The following is a 23954-nucleotide window of genomic DNA, read 5'->3' on the forward strand; positions in this document are numbered from 1 at the left end:
CGGCGCGATCAGTGGGATGTGGCGAACTGGCCCGGACTCCGCCCCTGTCCGGCAGGGCCCCGATAAGCCTGAGCGATCTCGAGCCAGTGTCGTGCTTCGGCTCCCTCCGCGGACAACGCGAGATCCGCCGGATGGCGTCTGCGGGTGACCAGCAGGCAGAAATCCTCGGCAGGTCCGCTGATCCGTTGCGCTGCTCGTTCTGGACCGAACGTCCACAGGTCGCCGGAAACACCGGTGATTTCGAACCTGAATTCGACATCCGGCGGTGTCAGACCCCGGGACTGGTAACCGAACTCCCAGGTGAGTACCGCGAACTCCACCAGATAGCGAAGCCGGTCCGTCGCCTCCCGCTTCGTGCCGAGCGCGTCGGCGATGTCCTGGCCGTGCCCGAAGAGTTCCATGATACCCGCACGGGCCAACACCTCCGGAGGAATCGGGCGTACCAGCCATGGGAGTGGTCGCTCCGGAACTGTCTCCGAGAGCGCATGGAGCGCGAAATCGCGCTCACGTCGCCACAACTGAAGAGTGTCACCCGGAGTTTCACCCAGATATTGGTGCAGTGCGGCGTTGATCGCGGCGTTCATGTCGTTACCAGCAGACTCCGCGATGGTGTTGAAGGTCTTCTCGTCCGAGGCGGATACACCCGCCAGATTGAAGATGAAAGCCAGATGAGCGATCTGATGTGCGATCGTCCACCTGGGGGCTGGTGTTGGTCGATCCCATTCGGATCGCTCGAGGTCGGCCACCAGCAAATCGACTCTTTCCGATTCCTCGTGAAGTGCCTCGAGAGCATCGTTCAAATCAGACACGTAGTACTTCCTTTCAACCAGACGCGGTAACCTGGAACAGCGACCGATTCAGAATCCCGGCTTCGGTGAGCACTTGTCTTCTTCCGGTGTGCTCGTCAGTGGTGGATCTTTTAACTCTGTCCCCGCGAGGTCACAGCAATCCGCGAACACCGGTGCACGATTTCCCCGAGGGGCTTTCGAACGCTTCCGAGGAAAGGACTGAGCAACTCCGTTGTCGGTTGCGAACCCCGTGTTCCGCACTCGGTCGGAACTTGGGGTGCCATCAGCCCCGTATGTGACTCCCCCTTCAGCGATGCGACGGACGCGTCAAGTCTCGTGTTCGTGTACGAGTTGCGACCGAATCCTTCTGCGCCACGACTCGTAGGCGGGGATCTCCGCGGATTCAGCGTCGTGAGTCTCGGTGCTGTCTGCGAGCCGCACCGCCTCGGGAACCGAAAGACTCGTCAATGCGGTGGTGGCAGTCCTCGTGTGCTCCGGTACGTATCCCGCATGGCTGTGTGCCTTGGCCGCGAAGATCGCACCGACCCCGAGTTGTCCGCGGTGGCGGCCCGCTGTGATGCAGAGCTGGTTGAGATCGGTTCCGTCGGAACCACCCGCGTAGGCAGCTGCCAATCCCACACCACTCCACAGATCGGCGTGCCGTGCTTCGGCGAAATCACGTACGGCTGAGGCGACTTCCTCCTCATGACCACCGTGGATGAACCACAGGGCACGACCTATGCCCTGGTCCACTGCTCGGTGGAAGTACCCCGGAGCATCCAACCACGGATAGGGACGGGGAACGCGCTGCCGCTTGATCCATCTCCGGGTATCGAAAAAGGCACGATCGAATCCGTAACCGTCCACGGCGAGCCAGCTCATCGTCGGGTGATACGGCGAGCCGGTCAGATCGGGGACCGCCCTTTGCCACAGCGCGCGTGGCAGGCGTGCCAGCGCGAACCCGACACCGATGTAGGAGGGGAACAGTTGCGGATACCCCGGTCCGAGCAGAAACCTCCGTGTGCGCCCGCTGTTTCTCATGGCGTCACGTATCACGTAGGCCATCGTCGTTCCTTCGCAGGCGAATCCCCGCAGCGACGGCTCGATCATTTCGAGGCGATGTACGCACTCGTCGTCGCCGAATTCCACGCCCCATTCGAATCCGCACACCACAGTCCGCGAGACTTTGTCCAATCGATGTGTGCCTACCATGTCGGCCGATGGAAACCCCCTTCGAGCGAAGCCGACCTCTTCAATCGAAGGAGAGAGCAGATACTTGCGGAGACAACCGAGTGCACTGGGCATGAATCTCCTGCCGATCGGGCTCGTGGGGCTGGGACAAGCATCATCGTGGTCGCGAACGCGCTCGATCGCCTCCTGCGTTGTGCGGACTCACAAGATCTCGGCACGCACCAGGGAAGCCCGCTACACCGGTAGCTCTACCGAGCAGGTCGCGCACTCGGGAAAGCCGCTGGGGCACTCCTCCCGTGTCAGCCGGTCGAGCGGTAGGGATGGTTCTCCCCGTGTGCTGGCGAGGTTGTGGTGAAACGCTCGACGCAACAAGGAAGACGCCGACCCCGCATGCTGATAGTGATCCTCGTTGCGGTCGTGGTCACAACTTTTCGTCATACGACCACCGGTATCCGACGGTGTCGGTTTCGGAGCACCTAGCCAGAGGGGCCTTGCGCATGAGTGGCGACTTGGGAGAACGCGCCGTAGTACTGGGAGGAAGCATAGCCGGGGTGCTCGCTGCCCGTGTTCTTGCGGAAAGTTACCGAGAGGTGGTGGTGGTGGATCGTGACCTTGTCCTCGATTCGTGCGGACCCCGCAGGGGAACGCCACAGGCACGCCACGCCCATGGTCTGCACGCCCGCGGCCAGTTGATTTTTGAGGAACTCTTTCCCGGATTGACCGCGGAACTCGCCGACGAAGGATATCCCGTCGGCGATCTCGGCGAGATGCGGTGGTACTTCAACGCGCGCAGGCTTCGTCCCGCGCGGACGGGGCTGCGTTCGGTCACCCCGCCACGTCCCGTCCTGGAACATCGTGTCCGCTCACGTCTGACGCGGATGCCCAACGTGTTCTTCCGTGAAGAGCACGACATCATCGAGCCGGTGGCCGACGGTGGGCTTTCGAGGATCATCGGAGTACGCATCTCCTCCCGCCGGTCCGAGGAAGGCCACGCTGGCGAACCGGAAATGCTCCCCGCCGATCTGGTGGTGGACGCGACGGGACGAGGATCCCGGACCCCCACGTGGCTAGCTCGGCTGGGGTACCCACGTCCCGCCGAGGAAAGGGTCAAGATCGGACTCGCGTACACTACGCGTTTCTATCGCCCACCGTCCGGTGTCTTCGACGACACGTGGTCGATAAACCCGGTCGCCTCACCCGCACATCCGCGTGGAGCGTTTTTCGGGCTGTCCACTCCTGACAGCTGCGTCCTCTCGTTGACCGGAATGTTGGGTGATCATCCACCGACCGATCACGTCGAGTTCACCGAGTTCGCCCGCTCGCTGCCGGTTCCCGACGTCTACGAGGGCATCAAAGACGCGGAACCGATCGACGAACCGGTGACCTTCGGTTTCCCAGCCAGTGTTCGACGACGTTACGAGCGTCTCAAGCGCTTCCCGGAGGGCCTGATCGTGATCGGGGATGCGGTGTGCAGCTTCAATCCCGTCTACGGCCAGGGGATGAGTGTGGCCGCCTGGCAGGTGAGCACCCTTCGCGAGCAGCTGCGGGCGGGCAAGATCGACCCCGGTCGGCTCATGCGGGAAGTGGGTCGAGTAGTGGACAACCCATGGGAGATATCAGCGGGCGGCGATCTCGCCTTCCCCGGTGTCGAAGGCCGGCGTACGGCAAAGTCCTCCCTCGGCAACGCCTACATGTCCAGAGTACAACACGCGGCTACCATGGATACCTCGGTGGCCGACGGATTCATGCGGGTCGCAGGCCTTATGGACCCGCCCTCCTCGCTCATGCGTCCCCGGATGATGTCGCGGGTGCTGCGTTCCGCTCGGCAGAGACCTCGGGTTGACGATCCGAGACGTGGCGACGAAATACCGCATGAGATGAAAACGGGGAAACCGGAGAGTTGAGTCCCCGCATCGAATCGTGCAGCAGCGGAACGAGTTTTCACGAAAAGTTGATCCTATGCGCCGATAAATGCGTACGACCTGTTGAGGATATCTCCGCCGCACCTTCTCGTGGCATCAGCAGCCATGAAGAAGAGATGTCACGTTGAGCTGGTTAAGCTCGCAGAAATTCGGTCTCCGAGTTCAACAATTGGAGTGGTGAGCGTGACCGAATCCGTTCACGAGTGCTTTAGCGCGCAGGTCGCGCGAACCCCCGATGCCAAGGCCGTCTCCGGTGACGGGGGAGCACTGTCTTACCGGGAGCTGGACGAACGGGCGAACCGTCTGGCCAGGAAGCTGCGAGAGTTCGATGTGCAGCGCGACGTGCCGGTCGCCGTGTTCATGCGTCGTTCGCCGAACGTGGTGATCGCTTTTCTTGCCGCGTTGAAGGCCGGTGGATTCTATCAACCGTTGCATTCCGCGTACCCCGCGGAGCTACGACAACGCATCATCGATCATTCTAACGCGCGAATTCTGGTCACGGACGATTCCGTGCCGAGCTCAGAGTTGCCGGCGGTAGACGCGGTAATCGATCTTTCGGAGGAACACGGCCCCGTATCCGAGTCTGCCCCCGAGGTGACCGCGGAGGGCGATGCGACCGCCTATGTGATGTACACATCCGGGTCGACCGGTGAACCGAAAGGTGTCGCTGTACGTCACCGTGACGTATTGGACCTCGTCCTCGATTCGATGTGGGACACCGGCAATCACGAGCGGGTGCTGATGCTCGCCCCGCACGCCTTCAACGTCTCAACTTACGAGATCTGGGTACCGCTGCTGCGCGGCGGTCAGGTGATCGTTGCCCCCGAGGACGCTCTCGATGTCACCAGCCTGTCCGAAAGAATCTCGGCCAACGCGATCACGGCGCTACACCTCACGGCCGGCTTGTTCCGAGTCGTCGCCGAGGAGGAACCGCAGAGCCTCTCAGGTGTACGCGAGGTACTCACCGGCGGTGACGTGATACCTCCCAACGCGGTCGAACGAGTGCTGAAACACTGCGGGCAAACAGTCGTACGGGCCATGTACGGTGCCACCGAGGCCACGGTGTTCAGCACTAACAATCCGCTGACCGCTCCGTACACCGCCTCCACGAGGGTGCCGGTAGGTAGTGGGCGGGACGGCGTCGAAGCACATGTACTCGACGAACGGTTGGATCCGCTGCCGGACGGAGCCGTCGGTGAGCTCTATCTGGCGGGAAGTGGAATCGCACTCGGCTACGTTGGTCGTCCGGATCTCACCAGCGCGAGATTCGTCGCGAATCCGTTCGCGACGGACGGCACTCGGATGTATAGAACGGGAGACCTGGTACGGCGCAATCCGGAAGGCATGCTCGAGTACGTCGGCCGTGCGAGCGAGCAGGTGAAGATTCTCGGTTTCCGAGCCGATCTCGGTGAGATCGAGTCAGTGCTGGGGGAGCACCCGGGACTGACCCAGGTCACTGTCGTGGCGCGCGCGGCGAACGATGATGAGGACAAACGGTTGATCGCTTATGTCGTCGCTGGCTCCAAGCTCCCCGATGAAGCCGAGATGCGGGATTTTCTGCGCACGCGCCTTCCCCCGTACCTGATTCCATCGGCCTTCGTCCCGATCGAGGCACTCCCGATGACCGCCAACGGAAAGCTCGATCGAAGTCGGCTGCCGCTTCCCGAGTTCAAACCGCAACCGGATCACCGGCAACCGGAAGGGCCGAAGGAGCAGGCCTTGTGCGCGGCGTTCGCCGAGATCCTCGGCCTGGCCGAGGTGGGACCCGACGACAGTTTCTTCGATCTGGGCGGGCACTCCCTGCTCGCTATGCGACTGATCAACCGCATCAGATCGGAGTTGGGGGTCACGCTGCGCATAACCACGCTGTTCGACACTCCCACCGCGGCCGGCCTGGCAAGCGCGATCTGATTGGAACCCCGACGATGACCAATCCCTTCGACGATCCGGACACCAATTACACGGTTTTGGCGAACGAGGAGGGCGAGCACTCGCTCTGGCCCGCTTCGCTCCCGGTCCCACCACGCTGGATGACCGTTCACGGTCCCTCGACGCGAGAGGACTGTTTGTCCCGGGTCAACGAGCTCTGGCACGGCCTCCGACCACGAGTGGGACGTCGTGCCCAATCCGACTGATCGCACCGTCGATCGGCGACACCATCCATCAAGTACCGAACGAGGGAGCGCCATGGTTTCTTCGGAGCACCGAGTCTTCGAGGACATTCAGCTGGACCACATCCTGTTCTACGTCGGTAACACCGACAGGGCGGAGCGGTACTTCACAGAAGAGCTCGGTTTCGAACGTGGTCCGTTCACACGGCCGACACCGACAGACGAAGGCGTCAGAACCGTTGAACTCGGTGACGACCGTGTTCGGTTGGTGCTGAGCGAGCCTCTCGTTCGGGATCACCCGGCCACGACCTACGTCGATCACCACGGTGACGGTGTCGCCGACATCGCGTTGCGGGTTCCCGACACCACTGCGGCTTTCGCCGAGGCCGTTCGCCGCGGTGCCCGACCTCTCGCGGAGCCCGCAACCGCGGAAGGCATGACCACCGCGAGCATCGCAGGAATCGGCGACGTTACGCACACGTTCGTGGCGCACGCGAAGGGCCCAGACGAGGTTTCGGTACCTTTCTCCGCCGAGCACGGCAAGCTGTTGAGCGTCGATCACTTCGCGGTATGCGTCGAGCACGGTCACATCGACGCGACAGTAGATTTCTATCGGCAGGTACTGGACTTCGAGCTGCTGTTCTCCGAGAAGGTCGTAGTCGGCGACCAGGCGATGACGACGAAGGTCGTGCAAAGCCGTTCCGGCTCGGTCACCCTGACACTCGTCGAGCCCGACACATCAAGAGAGCCCGGGCACATCGACGACTTCCTCAAGCAGCACGATGGTCCGGGTGTCCAGCACATCGCCTTCGGAACCGAAGATATCGTCGAGGCGATTTCTGCTTTGCGGGAACGTGGCGTGGAATTCATGGCTACACCTGATTCCTACTACGACGAACTTCCCGCCCGCATCCGGCCGCACAGGTATTCGGTCGAGGAGATGCGCGATCACGGAGTGCTCGTCGACGAGGACCACGACGGACAATTGTATCAAATTTTCACCCGTTCCGCCCACCCGAGAGGGACGCTCTTCCTGGAGATTATCGAGCGTTTCGGGGCCCGCTCGTTCGGAAGTGGCAACATCACCGCTCTCTACGAGGCGGCGGAACGCCAGCGAGATGACGCACCGGCAGCGTCCGGCTAATCGGATCGACTGTGCTCGACAACGGCCGTGACGATCAGGAAAGGCGGGGCAGATGACTACCTCCGACAGATCCGCGGACTCGCATGCAGCGGTGGATCGCATTCCACTTTCCTCGAACCTGAAGTTGTTGACCCTGTTCGACAAGGGAAGTTCGGAGGGAGCGTTCGGTCCTCGACATCTGGTGGTGCACGGATGGCGGGTACGTGGCCCCCTCGACCTCGATGCGCTGCGTGGCGCTCTGGGGGATGTGGTGACTCGTCACGAGATGCTGCGCACCGAGATCGTTCGTGATGAGGGAGAGATCCACCAGCGGATTCATTCGCCGGAAAGGCCGGAAGTGCGAGTTCACGACCTGGAACCGGATGTGAACCGCTCCAGGGAAGAGCAGGTGGACGATTTCGTCAACGAGGTGGAAGCCGGTTCGCTCGAGGTGAGCGTTCTGCCGCACCTGCGAGTCGAGGTCGGCAGATTCGACGAGAACGACGCAGTGCTCGTACTGGTCACGCACCACACCGCCAGCGACGGCTGGTCGTTGCACGTGATCGTCCGTGATCTCGCGGCGTATTACGCCCGGCGGTGCGAGGGCGAGACGGTCGAGCTGCCGTCCAGGGAACAGTACCGCGACTTCGTGTACTGGCAGCAGGAGATGCTGGCCGGCCCGGAGGCGGAGAGCGCACGTGAGTACTGGCGGGAAAAACTGGCCGGATCACGCATCCTCGACATCGATGCCGACAAACACGTAACCGACGAGATCGCCAGCGTCTATTCGGTGCGACGCTTCATAATGGATCAAGAACTGACCAAATCAATTCTTGATTTCTCCAGGATGATGCGGTGCTCGCCGTTCATGACGCTACTGGCGACCTTGAAGCTTTATCTGCACCGCAAGACATCATTCGACGACCTCGTGGTGCCGGTAATAACCTCCGGGCGCACTGAATCGTCCTTCCATGAATCCGTAGGGCCCTTTTTCAACATGGTCCCACTCCGCACGAGCATCGAGGGGTGTCGGAGCTTTTTCGACTTTATGTTGCGCGTTCGCGCGACGTGTCTGGAAGGGTATTCCCACGAGCTTCCCTTCAGCGAGGTGGTCGCCCAGGCACCGGAGATCATCAGCACGTACGAACGCCCCGACAACGCGGTGGTGGCGATCCAGGTGCTTCAGTTCCCCGCCATGACCGAATCCGAGGTTATAGGTGGCCTGGAGTACACAGAGGTTCGCAGAAGAACGAAATCGTACCCGGAGACCTCGGACATCCCGAACGGGATACTGCTGGGTATGGACATACTTCCCGACGACGAGATCGCGGGAACGCTGAGATTTGACAGCAATCAGTTTCACGACGAAACCATTATCGAAATGATCGATTCTTACAAGGATCTGCTCCGTTCGGTACTGATCGACCCCAACAGGCCCCTCGGGTCGCTGTGACGAGCGGAGGAAGAGGGATTGCGGTGAACGTGGCGAAGCCGTACTACGACGTCGTGACAGTGGGTGGCGGTCCAGCTGGATCGGCTACGGCTGCTTTGCTCGCGATGCGTGGGCACCGGGTGCTTCTGCTGGAACGTGAGAAATTCCCCCGGTATCACATCGGGGAGTCGTTGATCACCGGAGCTCTGCCCACGCTCGAAGAACTGGGTTTGTTGTCCCGCATGGATGCCATGGGGTTCACCAGAAAATACGGTGGCACACTGCTTTGGGGAAAGAACCAGGGCACATGGGGATTTCGCTTCGCCGAGTCCGCGTTGTACGACTACGCTTACCAGGTCCACCGCGCGGACTTCGACGCTCTGCTGCTGGAACGCGCCCGTGAACTCGGTGTGTCGGTGGTGGAGGAGGCCACGGTCAAAGAACCCGTACTCGACGGGGAACGCGTCGTCGGTGTCGACTACGTCGACAGCGACGGACGGGACGTGACAGTGAACTGCCGGATGTTGCTCGACGCATCCGGGCAGCATCGCCTGATCGGACGACACTTCGATTTGGTCGAGTGGTACGACGATCTGCGCAACATCGCGATGTGGTCGTATTTTCAGGGTTGTAACCTGTACAGCGGGACAAGAGCAGGAGACATCGTATCGGAGAACCGCCCTTCGGGCTGGTTCTGGTTCATTCCGCTTGCTGACGGGACGTCCAGTGTCGGATACGTGACACCGATCGACGAGTACAAGTCCTCTGGACTGTCGCCGAAGAGCCTGTTCCTGCGTGAGTTGGAGAGTACGCAGGAGATCCGCAGTCTCACCGAATCGGCTCGTCGTGTCAGCGACTTTCGTGTAACTCGCGACTGGTCCTACACCTGTGACCGGTTCCACGGTCCTGGATGGGCGCTGGTCGGTGATGCGGCGGCATTCGTCGATCCTCTGCTGTCGACGGGGGTCACGCTCGCGTTGCGCGGTGCCCGAGCACTCGCCGACGCCGTGCACGAGTCCGTAGCGGATCCCGGGGCCGAACAAGAAGCACTGGACCACTACGAGTCCAACTACAGGAAATTCCTGGAATCCATCCTGGAATTTGTCCGGTTCTTTTACGATCGTACCAAGCACAAGGAGGAATACTGGGAAAAGGCTCAATCTACCATAGACCCCCAGAGACTTCGCCCGAGCGACATGGACTTCGCGACACTGTTGTCGGGATTGACCGGGATCAACGAAATATTTCCCGATCGGCGTCCGATCTGACCAAGCGTTCTCGTGCTTCGGCAAACGGAAAGGAAAATCATGGCACAAGCGAATCGCAGCCTCGTTTATCGCGGTGTGGCCTACGACACCGGTTCCAACCACGAGACAGGGCAGGGCTCCATCTCTCGAACCGTGTGGAGCAACGAGATCATGCGTCGCGAAATTGACGCTGTCAGGGACGAGCTCAACGCGAACTCGGTCACCATCTACGGCACGAGGTTCGACCGGTTGCGCGAAACCGTCGAAGCGGCGGTTTCGCGGGGCCTGCACGTGTGGTTGCAGCCGAGGTTGATGGACGGCACCCAGGAGCAGGTTCTGGAGCACTTGCAGGAAGCGGCGAAACTGGCGGAGTCGTTCCGGACCCGTGGTGCCGACATCAGACTCACCGTGGGAAGTGTTCACTCGGTGCAGACCCACGGGATCATGCCCGGCGAGCACTACCACAACCGGATGGGCAACGTGTTCGCACACGCCGATCACCACTTCCTGCGGCCGGCTGGTCCGGTCGACCAGGAGGATGTGACCACCAAGCTGAATGCTTTCCTGCGCAGGGCGGCCAAGGTGGCACGTGACCACTTCGGGGGTGAGATAACCTACTCCGCGGGGCCGTTCGAAGAGGTCGACTGGAGTCTGTTCGATTACATCGGGCTCACGTACTACTACTTCTACCACCCCACCCGGGAGGGCTACGTCCAGGAGCTGGACGCGTACCGCAGGTGGAACAAGCCGATCGTGATCGCCGAGTACGGCACCTTCACGTACAAGGACGCCCACACCAAGGGGCTGCTCGGTTTCGACATCGTCGATCGATCCGAGGATCCACCGACCGTGTTCGACGGTTTCGTCCGCGACGAGCAGGCTCAAGCCGACTTCCACACCGGGATGCTGCGAATGTTCGACGAGATCGGTATCCACAGCGTGGCGGTCACGGAGTTCATCCATCCGACGCATCCGCACTCGAGCGACCCCAAATACGATCTGGATGCCGCGAGCATGGCAATCACCAAGTGCATTCGCGACGATTACTGGGACCACGACTCGACGTACCGTTTCGAGCCGAAGGAGTCACTCAGGGCGATCGGACGATATTACGCCGACGTGGCCGCTCGGGAACGAGACGCGGCTTGACCGAAGCGACGTGTCTCCGTTCCACCTGCCCGGTGGAACGGAGACACGAACAGGTCCGATACCGCAGGGATCGTGGAGGGAATCCGACTCGATGGGAACATCCGAAACTGGAGCGCTGGCCCTGTCCGGTGCGGAGCTGTACTACGAGATACGCGGTGCCGGCCCGACACTTCTGATTGTACCCAGCGGTAACGGGGATGCGGCTCCTTTCACCCCGCTGGCAGAGACGTTGGCCGACAGATACACGGTGATCACCTACGACAGGCGTGGGTTCTCCCGCAGCCCTGTACACGGCCCTGTCCATGACGAGCACAGGCTCAAAACCGATGCGCAGGACATAGTCGAGCTCCTGACGCATCTCGGGCAGCGCCCTGCCCGCGTGTTCGGAAGCAGTTCCGGCGCGATCATCGCTCTGGCCCTGCTCGAGCTGTATCCCCGGGCCGTCCACACCCTCATCGCCCATGAACCCCCACTGTCATCAGTGCTGCCCGATGCTCAACGCTGGGCAGCATTCCACGACGAGCTCTACGAAATCTTTCGGGCACGCGGTGTCGACGAGGCGAAACGAGTGTTCCGTGCCGCCATGGGCATGGACGAGGCCACCCGACCGCCGAAACGGACCCAGCCTCCGCCGCGCGAGTTGAGCAGGATGCTCGACAGAATCCAGCGCAACCACGCGTTCTGGTTCGAGCACGAGTTGCGCACCTACCCCGCTTTCGAACCGAACCTGACTCTGCTGCGCGAGCACAGGGACCGGTTGGTGCTCGCGGGAAGCCGCACGGGAGCGCGGCAGTTCCCCTACCTTCCCAACCAGGAACTCAGCAGGCGAGTGGGAATCGGCATCCGACATCTGCCGGGAGGACACGTGGGTTATGTGACTCATCCCGCCGAGTTCTCGGAGGAGCTCGCCGAAGTACTACTCGAGAAGGAAACGGACTCAGAGACGAGTCCCGCGGAACCAGGGTGACGCCGGACGACGGAGCTCGGCAGATCGGTGATCCGACGTGGCGTCGGGACCGGCGGGTCAACAGGCAATCCGGAAGACGATCCGAACCGCGTGTTTCGTCGAACATGGTGCTACTCGTGCCCGCTCTCCGCGAGTCCTTCGTCAAGCGGTCCGGGATTGTCGTACTTCTTCGGATTGGGGAAGCCAATGCGTTTTCTGCCCGACGACGATCATCCGAAAGTAGCGGTCATCGGTTTCGGTTACGTGGGATCGTGTATCGCCGCGACCCTCACCTCGCTCGGCTGCGAGGTGATCGGGGTGGACACCGACCCACTCCTCGTCGCGGAACTGGAACGCGGGTACTGTCGATTCCACGAGCGCGGACTCGCCGAAACGCTCTCGGCCGAGCGAATGTCAGGTCGGCTGCGAGTAACCGCGGACATGACGGCGGTCGGCGAGGCCGACGTCGTGTTGGTAACCGTCGGTACACCTGTTCACGAGGACGGTTCGCTCGCCGACGAACAACTGAGTGGAGCCTGCCGGGAACTGGGTGACCAACTCGGCCGCGGACAACTCGTGATAGTCAAAAGCACCGTCCCCCCGGGAACCACCCGTCGTGTGGTGTGTCCGTTGTTGGAACGTTCGGGGATGACCGCGGAAATCGACTTCGGTCTCGCGTTCACTCCGGAACGCATCGCCGAGGGCACGGCGTTGCACGAACTACGCACGTTCCCGATAGTCACAGGGGGAATCGGACCGCACAGCGCGCGGGCCGCGGAGGCCTTCTGGGCTCGCTGTCTCGGCGTCGAAGTGAACGTTCTCGCTTCGTTGGAATCGGCGGAGATGCTGAAGCTTGCCACGAACTGGTGGATAGACCTCAACATCGCGTTCGCGAACGAACTGGCCAAAGTCTGCGCGCCGCACGACGTGGACGTGCTGGACGTGATCGACGCTGCCAACACGATCCCCAAGGGAAACGGCAAGGTCAACATCCTGCATCCCAGTGTCGGTGTGGGAGGCTCGTGTCTGACCAAGGACCCGTGGATGATCTCGCACTCGGCGAAGGAACACGGAATCGTGCTGCGGACGGCCTCGACAGGACGCGAGATCAACGCGGCCATGCCGGAACACACCGCACAGCTGGCCGTCGACGAGTTGCTCGCGATGGGCAAGGAGCCGGCCGAATGCAAAGTCGCCGTACTCGGCCTTGCCTTCAAGAACAACACGGGAGATCTCCGTGCGACGCCGACGGGGGATTTCGTCAAGGCTGTGCGCAAAGCAGGTGCGAATGTCGCGGTTTTCGATCCGCTGGCCGACCCCGAACAGGTGAAGGAGTTGTTCGGCATCGCAGCCTCCATCGATCTCGACCGAGCCGTCAGGGACGCGGACTGCATCGCGATACTGGCACTGCACAACGAGTTCGAGCACATCGAATTCGCCGAGTTAAATGTGAGGGACTCCTGCGTCGTGCTGGACGGCAGGGCCTACTACAGCTCCGAAAAGATCGCGGAACTCCGCGGGATGGGGTATGTCTACCGAGGGGTGGGACGCTAGGTGAACTCGCACGGCAGCACGAATTCCACTCCCCGCAAGGTACTTGTGACAGGGGGGTCGGGATTTGTCGGTGGACATCTCGTCGAAAGACTGATCGAGCGGGGAGACGAGGTCACGGTTTTCGACACCGCGCCACCTCCGGGACCGCTCGCCTCCGAAAACGCTAAGTACGTCAGGGGGGACATCCGGGACGAGACGGAGCTGGCAAGGGTGATCCGTTCCAACGTCGATGTGATCTACCATCTGGCAGCAGTCGTCGGGGTCGACAGGTACCTCAGCGATCCCACCGCGGTCATCGACACCAACTTCTCGGGAACCCGCAACGTCCTGGATCTGGCGACACGCGCTGGAGCAAAGGTGGTGCTGGCCAGCACCAGCGAGGTATTCGGGAAGAACTCCTCGGTACCTTGGCGCGAGGACAGTGATCGGGTACTCGGGCCGAGCTCCGCGGCACGCTGGTCCTATGCCACCGGGAAAGCACTCGCGGAACATCTCGCGTTCTCGTACCGGGATCAGCACGGACTCGAGTTGACTGTTGTTAGATATTTCAACGCTTACGGCCCCGGGCAGCGTCCCGCATATCTCGTGAGCCGATCAGTGCACCGAGCTCTCAACGGCCGCGCGCCAGTGATCTACGACGGTGGAGGGCAGACGCGCTGCTTCACCTTCGTGCAGGACGTAGTCGAAGGCACGGTACTGGCCGGAACACGAACCGATGTCGCAGGTGAGTCGTTCAACATCGGTTCCGGTACGGAAACCACGATCGCACGAGCCGTTCGGCTGATAGGCGAACTGACGGGGGCGAACACAGAACCGTTGGACGTGGACACCGGTAGTGTCCTGGGTGATTCCTACGAGGACCTGCCACGACGGGTTCCAGACAGCACGAAGGCAAGGCAGATGCTCGGATGGTCCGAGCGCACTTCGCTGCGGGAGGGGCTGCGCAGGACCATCGAGTGGGCACGCGCTAGTCCGTGGTGGCTCGCGCTTCCGGAAGGCGGTGCTGGATGAGCCCCAACCCCACGACGAAAACGAGAACGGACTGCGAGGTGTGGTGCGGATGAGCAGCGGTTGTCGGATTTGCGGCGGGAAGCTGCACGAATTTCTCGATATGGGCAAGCAGCCCTCGGCCAACGGTTTCATCGATCCGGCGGAAACATCGGATGAGTTCCAGTTTCGGCTGGCGCTGGGAACCTGCGTGGGCTGCGGCATGGTTCAGCTCGTCGAGGAGGTGCCGCAGGAGCGGCGTTACCACGAGAACTACCGCTACCACGCGTCAGGCTCTGTTCTGCATCGACGTCACTTCGAAAACGAGGCGGGCAGACTGCTCGGTGCCGAACTGAACGGCTCCGACCCATTTATCGTCGAGATCGGTTGTAATGACGGTGTGCTGCTTTCAACCGTCGCCGAAGCGGGGATACGACATCTCGGGGTCGATCCCTCCACGAACGTCGTGGAGTTGGCCAGGTCCAGAGGTGTTCGAGCGGTAACGGAATTTTTCGACGCCGGGCTCGGCGAATCGTTGCGGGACGAGCACGGGCACGCCGATGTGATATTCGGTGCGAACACGATATGCCACATAGCGCACATCGACTCGCTGTTCCGGGGTGTGGATGCGCTGCTGGCCCCGTCCGGGGTGTTCGTGTTCGAAGAGCCATACCTGGGCACTGTGCTGGACCACAAAGCATTCGATCAGATCTACGACGAACACGTCTTCTACTTCGGGGTTGCCTCTGTAGCCGCCATGGCCGAACGGTTCGGATTCGAGTTGGTCGACGTGGAGCGCACACCGCTGCACGGTGGCGAGATCCGTTACACGCTGGCGCGGCGGGGAGCTCGTTCGGTTCGGGACTCGGTGGGGGCGTTGCTGGCTGAGGAGCAGGCGGCGGGAATTACCGACCCCGGCACGTGGCGGCGTTTCGGCCTCGAGATCGACAACATCCGGGAAGAGCTGACGAGACTGCTACGCCGCCTCAGCTCGGAGGGGCGCCGTGTTGTGGGATATGGAGCTCCGGGGAAAACCTCCACTGTCACCAATTACTGTGGAATCGACAGCGATCTCCTGCCCTTCGTGTGCGACTCGACGCGCTCGAAACAGGGCCTGCTGATACCCGGATCGCACATCCCCGTCCTTCCTCCCGAAGCTTTCAGCAACCCGTACCCGGACTACGCGCTGATGTTCGCTTGGAATCACGCCGACGAGATCATGGCCAAGGAGTCCGAGTTCACCGCTTCGGGGGGACACTGGATTCGCTATGTTCCGGAGGTCCGAATCGACTGACACCAAGGTAGTCCGTTCACGGCCACGACGTCCGCCGCGGCCGTGAACGTGTGTCTGTTCGGTGCCTGCGGGGTCAGGCAGGACGACGTTCCTTCAGACGGTTTCGAGTAATTTCCCGGACCTCGTTGATCGTTCGATCGACGTCCTCATCCGTGAGTGAGTGATGCATCGGCAGCAGCAGGGTTCTCTCCGCGGCGTAGTCCGCTCCGGGGAGCTCGGCCTGGGATCCGTAAGCGGGAACCTTGTGCAGCGGAGGGTATCGGAAAGTGGTGTATATACCCTGGTTGTACAGATCGCGCGCCACGATGTCGCGGATGCCGTGATCGAACTGTACCCAGTACATGTAGTGTGAGGTCTCGTGCCCGGCGGGTAGCGGGGGAGGAAGTTGCAATCCTTCGATCCCGGCGAGCCCGTTCTCGTATCTCGCCGCGATCTCCTCTCTGCGTCGAATGAAGTCCGGAAGCCTGCTCATCTGAACAGTTCCCACCGCCGCCAGCACGTCATTCGTGACGGATCGACGGGAAAATGCGGAGACGTCGAAATCCCACCACCTGTTGTCGGTGTTGCGGGCCTGGTCGTATCCACTGGATTGCTCCAGCCCCAGATAGCTCAGCGTACGTGCGCGTTCCGCGAGTTCCGGCTCACGGGCGTAGAGCATTCCACCGTCGACGGTGACCACGATCTTTCCGTGGTCGAAGCTCCACACCGCCAGATCTCCGAAAGTTCCGCACGACTGCCCTTCCACTGTCGAGGCCACCGCGATCGCGGCGTCCTCGATCAGCAGAACTCCGCGTTTCCTGCACAGCTCGGCGATTCTTGCCACATCTCCCGGATAACCACCGTAGTGCAGAATCACAACCGCCTTCGTCCGTGAGGTCAGGACGGCTTCGACGTCGTCAACGGACGGATTCAGGGTACGAGGATCCACGTCACAGAAAACAGGCGTTGCTCCTCGTGCTGAAATCGCGTTGCCCGCACCGACGAAGCTGACTGTCGGAAGGACCACATCCGAACTCTGATCGACGCCGGCGAGTTCCATGGCCAGAAACATGGCCTCGGTGCAGGAGTTTATCGAACGAACCCGATCACGAGGTACCCCGATGTGGCGCGCGAACACGGATTCGAACTCCTCGGTTCTGGAGCCACGGCCGATCCAGTTGCTGTCGAAGGTCTCTTTTACCGCAGCGAGTTCGAGTTCGCCGAGCGACGGTTGAAATACATTGATCATCCCTGTCACGGAGCGCTCCTTCGGTACAGGTTCCGGTCCGAGGACCATGGTGCTCGCCTAAGACCAGGTCCGACAGGAAATCGATGAACTAAGCAGGATCCGATAAGAGGAAGGCGAACCTGTTCTCCCGCGTGCGATACCGCATTTTCGGAGGTGCTGTTCCGAGGTTTCGTGAAGCATCGTCACCAACGGCAGCTGGTACCGCGCCCGTGGGCGGAACGAACCGTACCACCGATGAGGAGACTCGATGGCAGACAATGGCACCGTCACGCTCACCGAAGCGGACTATCTGCGTGTACTGATCCATGGAAGTTCAGCATTCGAGTTGGTTCATGCCGGGCTCGAACTCGGCATGTTCGAAGAACTTGAACAACACGGAGGAATGCGGCTGGACCAGGTGGCGGTGTCACTTGGGATCGAGGAGCAACCCGCTCGAATCCTACTACTGGGACTTACCTCACTGCGTCTCCTCGAAAAGCACGAGGATCATTACGTGAACTCCGAGCTGGCTCGACGGAAACTACTTCGTTCCGGCGAGCGCTTCCTCGGGCCGCTGATCGACGTTCAGGCGGAGATCATCAACCCGGCCATCGGCGACCTCACGCGGTCGTTGACCAGTAACACCAACGTCGGGATACGCAGTATCGAAGGACGGGGCAGCACGCTCTACGAGCGCCTGAACGGACATCCTCGGCTGCAAAACCTGTTCTACCGAAACATGAGGGACGTGACTTCGTACTCATTTTCTCGCATTCTCGACAGTTACGACTTCGGTTCCACGAGTCATGTTGTGAGTATCGGCGGCGGAGACGGGACGGACGTCATAGAGCTGGCTCACCGCTACCCGGACATAGAGATCACGATTTTCGACCAGGAGAGCGTGGCTCCGATCGCCGAGAAACGGGTCGAAGATGCCGGACTGGAGAATCGTGTTCATTTTCGATCGGGCGACCTGATTCGCGATCCGATTCCCGAGGGGTGTGACACGATTCTCTACGTCCACCTCTTCGAGATATGGTCGATGCGACGCAATGTGGATATTTTACGAAAATGCCATGCGGCGCTCCCCGAAGATGGCGTGTGCCTGATCTACAACTTCGTCTCCGACGACGAGGGCAGAGGTCCTCTGAGCGCTGGACTCCTCTCGCCGTACTTTCTGACTCTGGCATCGGGCGAAGGAATGGTCTACTCGGCGCAGGACATGGAGAGAGCCGCTATGGCATCCGGTTTTTCGCGAGTGAGCCGCCGATCGGATCTCGGATTCAGTCACACCCTGGTAGTCGGAAAAAAGTGAGCCAGCGGTCGCGGTATCCGTTGGGACACTCGAGAAAGGAATCCTCGTATGGACGCTGCACGGTCGGCCCCGCAGCACGGAGATCGCGAACCTGTAGCAATAGTGGGGATGGGGTGTCGCCTCCCGGGAGGAGTCGAGTCTCCCGAGCAGTACTGGAATCTGCTTCTCGATGAGCGGGACACGGTTTCGCAAATGCCCGGTGGACGCTGGTCCGACTACGAGTCATCCGCGAATTCTGCGGTATCGAGTAACACGGTTCGTCACGGCTCCTTCCTCGACGATGTCACCGGCTTCGACGCCGAGTTCTTCGGAATCGTACCCCGCGAGGCCGAACTGATGGACCCGCAGCAACGGATGCTGCTCGAAGTGACTTGGAACGCGTTGGAACACGCTGGAATACCACCCACCGAGATCGCGGGTACCGACACGGGGGTATACGTCGGTGCTGTCTCAGACGACTACGAACGCAGGCTTCTGGAGGACTTGCCCGGTATCGAGGCATGGTCCGGCATCGGCACCCAGCCCGGCGGCATGGCGAACAGGATCTCGCACGCTCTCGATCTCCGTGGTGCGAGTCTCACGGTGGACACCGCTTGTTCGGCATCGTTGGTGGCACTGCATCTGGCATGCCGCTCTCTCACCGCAGGCGAGATCCCGCTGGCCATCGTGGGTGGTGCGAATCTGGTAGTGGCTCCGGGACTCACGGTGATGCTGGATGCCGCGGGAGCCCTCTCAGCAGACGGTCGCAGCAAGCCTTTCGACGCGAAGGCTGACGGCTACGGCCGTGGCGAGGGAGCCGCTGTGGTCGTGCTCAAACGTCTCCGAAAGGCCCTCGAGGACGAGGACCACGTCCACGCGGTCATCCGTGGTTCGGCCGTGCACCAGGACGGCAGGACGAACGGCATCATGGCACCCAGCGAACATGCCCAGGAACATCTGCTTCGCAGCGCGTACCGAGCGGCGCGGCTTCGACCCGATTCCATCGGCTATCTGGAGGCGCACGGTACGGGTACCGCCGTTGGAGATCCAATCGAGGCGAACGCCGCGGCAGCCGTGCTGTGCAACAGACGCTCCGAGGAACATCCACTCCTGATCGGATCGGTCAAGGGCAATATCGGCCATCTCGAGGGCGGGGCTGGCGTGGCCTCGGTCATCAAGACCGCGTTGTCGCTGCAACACGGCACCGTTCCGGCCAGTCTGCACTGCACGACTCCCAATCCGGAGATCGCTTGGGATACGAACAACATGCGCGTCCCGACGGCCGCGAGTAAGTGGCCACGGGAGGACCTCCCTCGTCGCGCCGGTGTCTCCGGAAACGGCTACGGCGGAACCCTCGCGCACATCGTACTCGAGCAGGCTCCGCCAGCCGCGGTTCAACGAGCCGGTGACGAGCTGGCCGGCCATCTCGACGAGCCCCGCGTGTTTTCGGTATCCGGATCAACCGAGTGGGGGATGCGTGCGAACGCGGGGAAATTGGCCGACTGGCTGGCCGGGCACGAACATGCGTCGATTGATGCTGTCGGTCATACGCTCAGCTCGCGCCGTTGCCATCTTCGGCATCGCGGCGCGGTCGTCGCCCAGGATCGCTCAACGCTGATTGAAGGTCTACGCGCGCTCTCCTCCGGGCAAGGCTTCCCCAGTACCACGGAGGGAAGCGTCCCGGCGGGAAGCCCGCGGGACGCTGTCTTCGTCTTCTCCGGTCACGGTTCGCAGTGGCCGGCGATGGGACGTGAGCTGCTTGCCACGAACGCTTCCTTCGCCCGAGCCCTCGACGAGATCGCGCCGGTTTTCCGCGCGGAGCTCGGCAGTACCCCCCGCGAACTCCTCGAGCTGGGCACTCTCGACGATGTCGGTGAGATCCAACCGCTGATCTACGCGATCCAGGTGGCACTGACCGCGGTCTGGCGTGACTGCGGAGTCGAGCCTGCGGCGGTCGTCGGTCACTCGGTGGGAGAGATCGCCGCCGCCGTAGCCGCAGGCGTCATGAACGCACGCGACGGTGCTCGGCTGGTCTGTCGTCGTTCCGTGCTGCTGCGTGGAGTCGCCGGTAACGGCGCAATGTTCATGACCGACTTGTCGTTCGAGGAGGCGCGCCGACGGGTCGAAGAGATCCCGGACGTCTCGGCTGCGATCTCAGCCTCGCCGTGCTGGACCGTCGTATCCGGTGAGCGTTCCGCGATCGATGATCTGGCGCAGGAGTTGCGCGGAGAGGGCGGGGTCGTTCGCCGAATCGACTCGAACGTCGCTTTCCACTCGCCACAGCTCACCCCATTGGTGGATGACATGGCCGAGGCTGCGCAAGAGCTCGTCAATTCTTCCCCGAAGGTGAGGCTGTACCGGACCGCGATCGAGGCCCCTCGTGCCGAGCCGCATGACTATCGACACTACTGGGCGACCCAGCTCCGGGCTCCGGTACGGTTCTCCCAGGCGGTGTCCGCCGCTGCCGAGGACGGGTATCGCGTTTTCCTCGAGGTCTCACCTCATCCTGTCGTTACGCATTCCATCCGCGAGGTACTGTTCGAACTCGATGTGCGGGACTGGTTCGTGACAGGGACCCTTCGCCGCGGTACCGGTGATCGTGCCGCTCTGCTGACCAACCTAGCGGCTTCGCACTGTTACGGTATCCCGGTCGACCTCGGTGCATTCTTCCGGAGCGGGGAACTGATCGAGCTTCCCGGCACCGTCTGGAGGCACCGTCCGCACTGGAGGAAACCGACGAGGGGCGCATCGTCGGATGCTCCCGGCCATGATGTGAGCACCAATACCCTGCTCGGCGGATCCCGTACCGTGGTCGCCGATACCCCGCTGTGTTCCTGGTGGACACGGCTGGACTACTCCTCCCGGCCTTATCGGGGGAACCATCCGGTCCGAGGTGTCGAGATAGTTCCCGCCGCGGTGCTGCTGCACACACTTCACGAAGCCGCGAGAACCACGGGGAAACCCACACTGGCGGATGTGTCCTTCCGAGCACCCATCACTTTGACTTCCCCCAGCGAAGTGCAAGTCACACAGCAGGACGAGGCTCTGCTGATCGCCACCCGTCGTGGAACCGGGGAACTCGGTCACGAAGTTTGGTTGCGGAACACCACCGCACGATGCCGTACGCAACCACCCGCGCCCACGGCCCGGCTCGGACTCGATGCTCTCCGAAACCGGTGCGGCGAGAAACTACCGCCCGACCACCTTTCGACGTTGCTCGCTTCGCTCGGCGTACCTGCCATGGGTTTTCCATGGCAGGTGGAGGAGTTGGGGCGTGCGGACAACGAGGAGCTGTACGCCGTTGTGAGCTCCGGTGAGCAGGTGGGAGCGCGAACGTGGGCCTCGTTGCTGGACGCTGCGCTGTCGCTGCCGACCGCCTTGTTTCCCGGACCGCCGAAACTGCGGATGCCTGCGGAGCTCGGGAAATCGACCATTCGAGGTGAACCGCTCGAGCGTGCTGTCGTTCACGTACGTCTGCATGCTCCGGACGAGACCGACACGGTGACCGTCCTGATAGCCGACGTCGAAGGACGTCTAGTGGCGAAGTTCACCGACCTCAGGTTCGGTGATCCCGGCGAGGATGCGGCTGATACCTCCGCTGCGGCCGTCGAGACCGATACCTCTCACTGGGACGACTTGGGAGGTGAAGCTCTGCTGCACCGGTTGCGCGAAGACGTCCGTGCCCACGTCGCTGCTGAGGCGCGGTGCTCCGTCGACGAAATCGACATCGACAGACCGCTCGTCGACATCGGAATGGACTCGGTGATGACGGTCGCGGTCCGGGATCGCCTGCGAGGAACATTCCCGGTCCCGATACCTCCCACGCTCGTCTGGGATCGCCCTACCGTCCGTGCCCTGGCCGAGTACCTTCACCAGAAGCTAGCCACCGGAAAGACCGACGAGCCCGTCGGAGGTGCCTCATGAATGAGCGGTCGGTGCCCCCGTGGCCTGAGGAGTTCGCCGCCCGGTACCGGGATGCCGGGTTCTGGAGGGATCAATCGCTCGGTCACCGATTATGGAGAGCGGCCGAACAACGGCCCGAAAGCATCGCGGTGGTCGACGAGAGGCGTCGTGTCACGTACCAGGAGATCACCGAACGGGCTGACTCGCTTGCCGAGAAACTCCTCGAACTGGGTGCTGCGCGCGGTGACAATGTTGTTGTCCAGCTTCCTAACAGCTGGGAGTTCGTCCTGGTCGTGCTCGCGTGTCTTCGAGCCGGAGTTGCTCCGGTACTGGCGTTGGCATCGCACCGGGAACACGAGATCGAATACCTGGTACGCCTTACCAGAGCCCGCCTTGTCGTCGTAGCCGACTACTGGCGCGGTTTCGATCACCAGGAGATGGCTTCGCGTGTGGCGGGGGCGGTCGAGCAGGACTGCGATGTCGTGGTGGCCGGAGAGCCGCGTTCACGCAATCTCGGCCTCTACGCCTTGTCGCGGAACGACGGTCAGACCGGCGTGCGGAAGCGGAGCATGGACTCCAGAGCCACCGGGGCGGACGAGACCGCTCTGTATCTGTTGTCCGGCGGCACCACCGGCAGACCGAAGCTGATAGCACGAACGCACAACGACTACGAGTACTCGTTCCGCAGGATGGGGGAAATAATCGGTGTGGGAGCGGACACGAGGTATCTCGTGGCGCTTCCGGCGGCGCACAATTTCCCACTCGGGGGGCCGGGCATCCTGGGAACGCTGACAGCGGGAGGGCGGGTGGTCATGCTCCCGTCCCCCGAACCCGGCGCGGCACAGGCGGCAGTCGAGAAGGAGTCCCCCGACGTGGTCTCCTTGGTGCCGGCAGTGGCACGTCGTTGGACGGACCACATCGAGGCAGCCGCGATGGACCCGGGCAGTTTCCGGATCGTGCAGATCGGAGGGGCAGTGCTCGAACCCGACCTGGCGGAACGAGTGCGCACGGTCTTCGACTGTCGGTTGCAGCAGGTCTTCGGAATGGCAGAGGGACTGTTGAACTGCACCAGGCTCGATGATCCCGACGAGGTGGTTCTGAACACTCAGGGGCGTCCGATCAGCGCCGGTGACGAGGTGCTGATAACAGACGACGACGGAGCACCGGCGCCTTTCGGAGCGGTGGGTGAGCTGCTTGCACGAGGGCCTTACACGCCGCGAGGTTACTACCGCGCGCCGGAGCACAACGCGCGACGCTTCACGGCGGAAGGCTGGTATCGAACCGGTGATCTCGTCCGTTGGCATCCGAGTGGGAATCTGGTGGTGGTCGGGCGGACCAAGGACGTGATCAACCGCGGTGGTGAGAAGATATCCGCTGACGAGGTGGAGTCGCTCGCGCGAGAGTGCCTTCGGGTGGCTGACGCGGCGGCGGTACCGTTGTCCGCGCAGGAGATCGGGGAACGTGTGTGCCTTGTCCTCGTCCCGGAGGCGAACGGCACGACTCCGGGGCTGGATGAGGTGCGTAGTGAGTTCATCGCCAGGGGAGTGGCAAGGTACAAGATTCCCGAACGTGTCGAGACGATGGAGAAACTGCCGCTCACGCCGATCGGGAAAGTGGACAAGGCGAAGTTGCGCAGGGTGCTCGAAAGCTCCGGAGGGGACGGATAGCGCTTCGTTGACTCACCGCATTTCGTCGCGCTCGGTTTCCGCCGGCTCCTCCCGTGGATCACGTAGCCGAGCGCTCCCCGCGGCTCGGACCGTACGGGCGCGCATACGCGAGCGGACACCGATGTGGCGTGGTCCCACT

Annotated in this window: 17 protein-coding genes; 14 read left to right on the plus strand and 3 right to left on the minus strand. The window is 62.1% G+C overall.

Going from position 1 to position 23954, the window contains the following annotated elements:
- Positions 1 to 8: 8 nt before the first annotated feature.
- Positions 9 to 809, minus strand: coding sequence for a TIGR03084 family metal-binding protein (locus BLR41_RS06265; protein WP_092627029.1), 801 nt, complete (start codon positions 807 to 809; stop codon positions 9 to 11).
- A 306-nt stretch (positions 810 to 1115) separates the two neighbouring features.
- Positions 1116 to 2093: a DUF1702 family protein gene (locus BLR41_RS06270; RefSeq protein WP_092627030.1), complete on the minus strand. Its 978-nt coding sequence runs from the start codon at positions 2091 to 2093 to the stop codon at positions 1116 to 1118.
- Positions 2094 to 2476: 383 nt separating this feature from the next.
- Between BLR41_RS06270 and BLR41_RS06275 the strand changes: the two genes are divergently transcribed.
- From BLR41_RS06275 to BLR41_RS06325, 11 genes are all read left to right on the plus strand, one after another.
- Entirely contained in the window at positions 2477 to 3883 is a 1407-nt protein-coding gene (locus BLR41_RS06275; RefSeq protein WP_218119950.1) for an FAD-dependent oxidoreductase, read from the plus strand.
- 201 nt (positions 3884 to 4084) lie between these two features.
- On the plus strand, positions 4085 to 5812 hold the full coding sequence (locus BLR41_RS06280; protein WP_218119951.1) for a non-ribosomal peptide synthetase: 1728 nt from the start codon (positions 4085 to 4087) through the stop codon (positions 5810 to 5812).
- A gap of 14 nt (positions 5813 to 5826) precedes the next feature.
- Entirely contained in the window at positions 5827 to 6036 is a 210-nt protein-coding gene (locus BLR41_RS06285) for an MbtH family protein (protein WP_092627032.1), read from the plus strand.
- A 52-nt stretch (positions 6037 to 6088) separates the two neighbouring features.
- The gene (hppD, locus tag BLR41_RS06290; protein WP_092627033.1) at positions 6089 to 7156 is read left to right on the plus strand and encodes a 4-hydroxyphenylpyruvate dioxygenase; all 1068 of its coding nucleotides are present in this window, start codon (positions 6089 to 6091) and stop codon (positions 7154 to 7156) included.
- A 181-nt stretch (positions 7157 to 7337) separates the two neighbouring features.
- Positions 7338 to 8588: a condensation domain-containing protein gene (locus tag BLR41_RS06295; RefSeq protein ID WP_176797850.1), complete on the plus strand. Its 1251-nt coding sequence runs from the start codon at positions 7338 to 7340 to the stop codon at positions 8586 to 8588.
- Positions 8589 to 8641: 53 nt separating this feature from the next.
- Positions 8642 to 9835: an NAD(P)/FAD-dependent oxidoreductase gene (locus BLR41_RS06300; RefSeq protein WP_281240941.1), complete on the plus strand. Its 1194-nt coding sequence runs from the start codon at positions 8642 to 8644 to the stop codon at positions 9833 to 9835.
- 39 nt (positions 9836 to 9874) lie between these two features.
- Positions 9875 to 10963 (plus strand): glycosyl hydrolase 53 family protein, encoded by a 1089-nt coding sequence (locus tag BLR41_RS06305; RefSeq protein WP_092627036.1) that lies wholly within the window; start codon positions 9875 to 9877, stop codon positions 10961 to 10963.
- A gap of 91 nt (positions 10964 to 11054) precedes the next feature.
- Positions 11055 to 11930, plus strand: coding sequence for an alpha/beta fold hydrolase (locus BLR41_RS06310; protein WP_092627037.1), 876 nt, complete (start codon positions 11055 to 11057; stop codon positions 11928 to 11930).
- A 195-nt stretch (positions 11931 to 12125) separates the two neighbouring features.
- A complete protein-coding gene (locus BLR41_RS06315) occupies positions 12126 to 13463 on the plus strand; it encodes a nucleotide sugar dehydrogenase (protein WP_176797863.1) in 1338 nt (445 codons plus the stop codon).
- Positions 13464 to 13508: 45 nt separating this feature from the next.
- Positions 13509 to 14474 carry an NAD-dependent epimerase/dehydratase family protein gene (locus BLR41_RS06320; protein ID WP_092627227.1) on the plus strand — a complete coding sequence of 322 codons (966 nt, stop codon included), beginning with the start codon at positions 13509 to 13511 and terminating at the stop codon, positions 14472 to 14474.
- A gap of 49 nt (positions 14475 to 14523) precedes the next feature.
- Entirely contained in the window at positions 14524 to 15744 is a 1221-nt protein-coding gene (locus BLR41_RS06325; RefSeq protein WP_092627228.1) for a class I SAM-dependent methyltransferase, read from the plus strand.
- Between the two features lie 73 nt (positions 15745 to 15817).
- Here BLR41_RS06325 and BLR41_RS06330 read toward each other — a convergent pair whose 3' ends face one another.
- Positions 15818 to 16972 (minus strand): DegT/DnrJ/EryC1/StrS family aminotransferase, encoded by a 1155-nt coding sequence (locus tag BLR41_RS06330; RefSeq protein WP_176797864.1) that lies wholly within the window; start codon positions 16970 to 16972, stop codon positions 15818 to 15820.
- 247 nt (positions 16973 to 17219) lie between these two features.
- Between BLR41_RS06330 and BLR41_RS06335 the strand changes: the two genes are divergently transcribed.
- Genes BLR41_RS06335 through BLR41_RS06345 form a run of 3 tightly spaced genes read left to right on the plus strand, consistent with a single transcriptional unit; the run spans position 17220 to position 23815 of the window.
- Entirely contained in the window at positions 17220 to 18266 is a 1047-nt protein-coding gene (locus BLR41_RS06335) for a methyltransferase (RefSeq protein WP_092627039.1), read from the plus strand.
- A gap of 48 nt (positions 18267 to 18314) precedes the next feature.
- A complete protein-coding gene (locus tag BLR41_RS06340; protein ID WP_092627040.1) occupies positions 18315 to 22169 on the plus strand; it encodes a type I polyketide synthase in 3855 nt (1284 codons plus the stop codon).
- Entirely contained in the window at positions 22166 to 23815 is a 1650-nt protein-coding gene (locus BLR41_RS06345) for a (2,3-dihydroxybenzoyl)adenylate synthase (RefSeq protein ID WP_092627041.1), read from the plus strand. Before BLR41_RS06340 ends, BLR41_RS06345 begins: the two co-directional genes overlap by 4 nt.
- Positions 23816 to 23954: the final 139 nt, after the last annotated feature.

The sequence above is a fragment of the Actinopolyspora mzabensis genome, assembly GCF_900101095.1.
Classification (GTDB): Bacteria; Actinomycetota; Actinomycetes; order Mycobacteriales; family Pseudonocardiaceae; genus Actinopolyspora; species Actinopolyspora mzabensis.

Coding starts and splice junctions, on each gene's coding strand:
- BLR41_RS06285 (WP_092627032.1), top strand. CDS start 5,827: ATGACCAATCCCTTCGACGATCCGGACACCAATTACACGGTTTTGGCG.
- BLR41_RS06330 (WP_176797864.1), bottom strand. CDS start 16,972: ATGATCAATGTATTTCAACCGTCGCTCGGCGAACTCGAACTCGCTGCG.
- BLR41_RS06335 (WP_092627039.1), top strand. CDS start 17,220: ATGGCAGACAATGGCACCGTCACGCTCACCGAAGCGGACTATCTGCGT.
- BLR41_RS06325 (WP_092627228.1), top strand. CDS start 14,524: ATGAGCAGCGGTTGTCGGATTTGCGGCGGGAAGCTGCACGAATTTCTC.
- BLR41_RS06310 (WP_092627037.1), top strand. CDS start 11,055: ATGGGAACATCCGAAACTGGAGCGCTGGCCCTGTCCGGTGCGGAGCTG.
- BLR41_RS06305 (WP_092627036.1), top strand. CDS start 9,875: ATGGCACAAGCGAATCGCAGCCTCGTTTATCGCGGTGTGGCCTACGAC.
- BLR41_RS06275 (WP_218119950.1), top strand. CDS start 2,477: ATGAGTGGCGACTTGGGAGAACGCGCCGTAGTACTGGGAGGAAGCATA.
- BLR41_RS06345 (WP_092627041.1), top strand. CDS start 22,166: ATGAATGAGCGGTCGGTGCCCCCGTGGCCTGAGGAGTTCGCCGCCCGG.
- hppD (WP_092627033.1), top strand. CDS start 6,089: ATGGTTTCTTCGGAGCACCGAGTCTTCGAGGACATTCAGCTGGACCAC.
- BLR41_RS06270 (WP_092627030.1), bottom strand. CDS start 2,093: ATGCCCAGTGCACTCGGTTGTCTCCGCAAGTATCTGCTCTCTCCTTCG.
- BLR41_RS06340 (WP_092627040.1), top strand. CDS start 18,315: ATGGACGCTGCACGGTCGGCCCCGCAGCACGGAGATCGCGAACCTGTA.